Annotated in this window: 3 protein-coding genes and 1 tRNA gene; 2 read left to right on the plus strand and 2 right to left on the minus strand. The window is 57.8% G+C overall.

Annotated features, from left to right (window positions below; genetic code table 11):
- The first annotated feature begins 348 nt into the window (after window positions 1-348).
- The gene (locus IV01_RS02620; protein WP_418903565.1) at window positions 349-2,859 is read left to right on the plus strand and encodes a TonB-dependent siderophore receptor; all 2,511 of its coding nucleotides are present in this window, start codon (window positions 349-351) and stop codon (window positions 2,857-2,859) included.
- Between the two features lie 60 nt (window positions 2,860-2,919).
- On the opposite strand, the gene IV01_RS02615 is transcribed toward IV01_RS02620, so the two are convergent.
- Window positions 2,920-3,885, minus strand: a complete 966-nt coding sequence (locus IV01_RS02615) for a bile acid:sodium symporter family protein (RefSeq protein ID WP_032631332.1) — start codon at window positions 3,883-3,885, stop codon at window positions 2,920-2,922.
- A gap of 154 nt (window positions 3,886-4,039) precedes the next feature.
- Window positions 4,040-4,960, minus strand: coding sequence for a recombination-associated protein RdgC (gene rdgC / locus IV01_RS02610; RefSeq protein WP_032631333.1), 921 nt, complete (start codon window positions 4,958-4,960; stop codon window positions 4,040-4,042).
- 161 nt (window positions 4,961-5,121) lie between these two features.
- Here rdgC and IV01_RS02605 point away from each other — a divergent pair.
- Window positions 5,122-5,197: transfer RNA gene (locus IV01_RS02605), tRNA-Val, on the plus strand.
- The last annotated feature ends 74 nt before the right edge of the window (window positions 5,198-5,271 follow it).

Consider the following 5,271-nt stretch of genomic DNA (forward strand, 5'->3'; position numbering starts at 1 on the left):
GGGCGAAATCATATCGCCCTTAAGAGGTGTCCGGAATCATTAGGCCAGTTCAGCTTGCCTGCGATGCGGTGTATCAGCAACAAATGTGTTGCCTGACCTGACGCCATCGCGGGCAAGCGCGCTCCTACAAAAGCTGGTTTGGTAGAGTTATTAACAATATTTTCACATTCCGCTAATTTTCATCTCGCCGGTTCGTTTATTTGGAGTTCGATACGTGTTCACTGCGCGTTTATCTCAAGGGTGTGCGTCTGTGCGCAGGTAGCGATCAACCACTTATTTCCGAGGCCAGTGATCCAGCAGAGAACGCGGCCTGCCAAACTTAACGTTCCAACCGGGGTGATACATCGCATGAAATCCACAGACAACATACCCGCACGGCGGTTGTTAAGCATACCGATGCCTTGCTGGCGCTCTTCTGCTTCGGCCATGGTGCTGGGCCTTGCGTTAGGTGTCAGTGCTGGTGCATTCGCCGAGGTCCGCCCGGTGAATATTCCCGCCCAGCCGCTGGATGCAGCCCTCAATGCCCTGGGCGCGCAGACCGGTTTGCAGGTGTTGTACCGCCCTGAAATGGTCAGCGGCAAAAAGTCCGCCGCGGTCAAAGGTGATCTGGAGCCTGGCGCTGCACTGGGTCTGCTGCTGCGTAATGCCGGACTGGATTACCGTATCGAGAACAACACGATTTACCTCAGCGAAAATGGCGCGCCAATGGCCGCCATGGAGCTGGGTGAGACCACGATTCAAGGCCAGGGCATGGGCATGGCTACTGAGAATTCGGGGTCTTACACCACCGGTCTGACCAGCGTCGGCTCCAAAACGCCAACCAGCTTGCGTGAGACGCCGCAATCGATCTCCATTGTCAGCCAGCAGCTCATCGCCGATCAGCAGATGACCGACATCAACGATGCCATGCGCGCTACGCCGGGCATCACGGTGCAGAACAACACCTACCGCACGGCTGACATTCTGTCCCGTGGGTTCTCGATCCAGAACTTCCAGCTCGACGGCGCCGCGCCCATGGCACAGGGCAGTGCGATGGGCAGTTTCTATTCATCCAACGTCTATGACCTGGCCGAGTTCGACCACATCGAAGTGCTGCGTGGTTCGGCCGCGCTGTTCGGTGGCACCGGCGATCCGGGCGGTCTCGTCAACATGGTTCGCAAGCGCCCGAGGGACGCGTTCCAGCTGAAACTCACGGCTTCGGCCGGCAGCTGGGACAACTATCGCCAGGAACTGGACGTGACTGGCCCGATTGCCTTCGACGGCAAACTGCGCGGTCGCATGGTGGTGGCCAACACTGACCGGCAATACTTCGTCGATAACCGCAGCACCGAGAAGCCGTTTGTTTACGGCGTCCTGGAAGCAGACGTCACCGACGACACCATGCTCACCTTCGGTGTGCGTTACAACAAAGCCCACGAGAACGGCACGCAGAGCTCGGTGCCGCGCTATGTAGATGGCTCCGACCTCAAGCTGCCGCGTCACACCGGCCTGACCCAGAACTGGGCTTACACCGATGCCACCGGCCGTGAAGTCTTCGCCAAGATCGACCACAAGTTCAATGATGACTGGAAACTCAACGTTTCCTACACCGACCTGTGGGACAACGGTTACTTCAAGAGCGCGACCTCCAACGGTGCCGGGGTCAACCCGGTCACTGGCGGCGGTCTGATCTGGTACGGCACTCAGGTCAAGCAAGAAAACCAGCAGCGCATGTGGGATACCAACGTGTCCGGAAACTTCGAGGCCTTTGGTCTCAAGCACTCGCTGGTAGTAGGCGCTGACTATCAGGACATCACCAGCCGCTGGCTGGGTACCGGCCGATTTGCCGCAGCGGGCCAGCCACTCAATGTCTTCGATCCCGACAGCACGCCGTTTCCGGAGCCAGCGGACGACTACAACTACAGTCGCGATTACAAGCCTAACAACCAGACGCAATACGGGCTTTACAGCACCCTGCGTCTGCAACTGGCTGAACCTCTGCACCTGATCCTTGGCGCGCGGGTACAGCGCTACAAGTTCGACCAGACTTACCAGACCCGCGTTGGCACGGTCTGGACGCCGCAATCGGATATTTCCATGCGCGCGCCGACCAAAGTCACGCCTTTTGGCGGTGTGGTTTATGACTTGAATGACGAGTGGTCGGTCTACGGCAGCTACTCGAAGATCTACAAACCGCAGATCAACCGGCTGCAAGGTCCATTGCCGGGTACGCCGATGGAGGCGCTGGAAGGCAAGACCTTTGAAACCGGTCTGAAAGGTGAATTGTTCGGCGGGGCGGTCAATACCAACTTCGCGCTCTATTACACCAAACGTGAAAACGAAGGTGTGCGTGATAACAGCTACCCGGTCAACGACTACGCCTTCTCGGGCAGTTGCTGCTGGGTCAGCAGTGGCGAGGTGGTGAGCAGGGGTATCGATCTTGAAGCATCGGGTGAAATTCTCCCGGACTGGATGGTGATGGCGGGTTACACCTACAACATCAACCGCAATAAGGACTCCAGCGCGCCGCTGAGCACTGTGACACCCAAGCATTTGTTCAAGGTGTTCTCCACCTATCGTCTGCCCGGCGTGCTTTCAGACTTCAAAATCGGCGGCGGCGTGACTGCCCAAAGCTCCAATTACCTGAGTGGTTCCGTGACCTACAACGGCGTGACCAGCAACTACGACTTCGATCAGCCTGGCTATGCAGTCTGGAGCGCGCTGGCGGAGTATCGCGTTGATGAACACTGGACCGTTACCTATAACGCCAACAACATCTTCGACAAAAACTACTACGCCACGGTCGGCTCGACTTTCCCTACCAACTGGTACGGCGAGCCTCGCAACCACATGCTGACCCTGCGCGGGACCTTCTGGTAACAGCGTAAGCAATAAAAAAGGGGAGCCCATGGGCTCCCCTTTTTTATTGCGTCGATTTAATCAGTCAGCCACTGAAGCCTTTGACACCACCGGCTCCGGCTCATCCTTCATCTTGCGGAAGTAAGTCGAAAGCAAGGCACCGGAAATGTTGTGCCAAACGCTGAACAGCGCGCTTGGCACGGCGGCCAGCGGCGAGAAGTGCGCGCTGGCCAGGGCGGCACCCAGGCCGGAGTTCTGCATGCCGACTTCCAGCGCCAGTGATTTGCGTTGTGGCAGTGGCAGCTTGAAGACCTTGCCGGTGAAGTAACCCAGCAGGAAACCAAAGGTGTTGTGCAGAATCACCACGGCCATGATCAGCAGCCCGGATTCAGCAATTTTCGCCTGGCTGGCGGCAACCACTGCACACACGATCATGACGATGCTGACCACCGAAATCAGCGGCAGAACATCAATCGCGTAAGTGACCCGCGCGCCCAGCAGACGCTGAGCAACCACGCCCAGCACGATAGGCAGCATCACCAACTGAAGGATTGACCAGAACATATCCATGAAGGACACCGGCAACCAGGCCGAAGCCAGGAACCAGATCAGGGTCGGCGTCAGCAGCGGCGCGAGCAGGGTAGTAACCGCTGCGATGGCCACGGCCAAAGCCAGATCGCCTTTGGCCAGCCATGCCATGACGTTGGAAGACGTGCCGCTCGGGCAGCACCCCACCAGAATCACGCCAACCGCAATTTCCGGCGGCAGGTGAAAGACCTGGCACAACAACCACGCCACGCCCGGCATGATCACGAAATGCGCCACCACACCCAGAGCCACGCGCCATGGATGCCGGGCAACTTCAGAAAAGTCGTCAAGCTTGAGGGTCAGGCCCATGCCGAACATCACCAGACCCAGCAGCGGCACGATCAGGGTTTTGAGGCCGATGAACCACTGCGGGAACACGAACGCCAGAATGGCGAACAGTAGCACCCAGTACGCAAAGGTATTACCGACAAAACGACTCAGGGTTGCCAATGTACGCATGGCGAGGGTCCTTTTTTATTGGGTTGAGGTGGTTCCGGACTACTTTTGTGGGAGCGGTGCTTGTCCGCGATAAGGCTGAACGCGGTTCACTCTAGATCGCGTCCAGCCTTATCGCGGGCAAGCACCGCTCACAGGGGGTGGTCCAGGTTCTGCGTTAAATCCCCTGCGGAATCTCTTCACCGCCCAGGGCTTCGAACAGCTCCGGCAGGAACTCGCCGAAGGTCAGCATCATCAGGGTAAAGCTGGCATCCAGTTGACCCAGGGCTTCGTCGCCGCCGTCCTGTTCAGCCTGATCCTGCAGCAGATCCTCGAACTTCAGGCGTTTGACGGTCATCTTGTCGTCGAGCATGAAGGACAGCTTGTCCTGCCAGGCCAGGGACAATTGAGTCACGACTTTGCCAGTGCTCAGGTGCAGCTGGATTTCGTCGCTGGTCAGGTCCTGACGCTTGCAACGCACGATGCCGCCATCTTCGTGGGTGTCGCGCAGTTCGCACTCGTCCAGCACAAAGAAGTTGTCGGCGGCTTTTTGCGTGGTGACCCACTCGGTCATGACCGCAGTCGGCGCGGTTTTGACAGTCAGCGGACGAACAGGCAGGGTGCCGATCACTTCACGCAGGGTCGATAGCAGGTCTTCGGCGCGTTTCGGGCTGGCCGAGTTGACCAGAATCAGACCCTGCTTCGGCGCGATAGCGGCGAAGGTCGATGAGCGACGGATAAAGGCACGCGGCAGGAACGCCTGGATGATTTCATCCTTGATCTGCTCGCGTTCCTTCTTGTAAACCTTGCGCATCTGTTCGGCTTCGATCTCTTCGACCTTTTCCTTCAGTGCGTCACGCACAACGCTGCCGGGCAGGATGCGTTCTTCTTTACGTGCGCTGATCAGCAAGAAGTCGCCACTGACGTGTACCAATGGTGCATCTTCGCCTTTGCCGAAAGGGGCAACGAAACCGTAAGTGGTCAACTCCTGGCTGGCGCAGGCGCGTGCCGGTTTAGTCGCCAAGGCAGTTTCGAGTGCTTCGGCGTCAAAAGGCAGATCCTGGGTCAGGCGGTAGACAAGCAGGTTTTTGAACCACATGAGGTGAATCTCTCCTTCTATACAAAGGGGGGCATTATTCGCTGCAATCACCTTGCGGCCAACCCTGCGCTAAGCCTTTGGAAGGATTATAAAAATTATTTAAAAAAGTGCTTGCCAGAGGTTAGGTCGCTCCGTAGAATGCGCGCCACACCGAGAGTGAAGGGTGATTAGCTCAGCTGGGAGAGCAGCTGCCTTACAAGCAGCGGGTCGGCGGTTCGATCCCGTCATCACCCACCATCTCGCTCTAAGTGTTACGCGCAGCGGTAGTTCAGTCGGTTAGAATACCGGCCTGTCACGCCGGGGGTCGCGGG

Source organism: Pseudomonas syringae (genome assembly GCF_000737245.1).
Taxonomy (GTDB): domain Bacteria; phylum Pseudomonadota; class Gammaproteobacteria; order Pseudomonadales; family Pseudomonadaceae; genus Aquipseudomonas; species Aquipseudomonas syringae_J.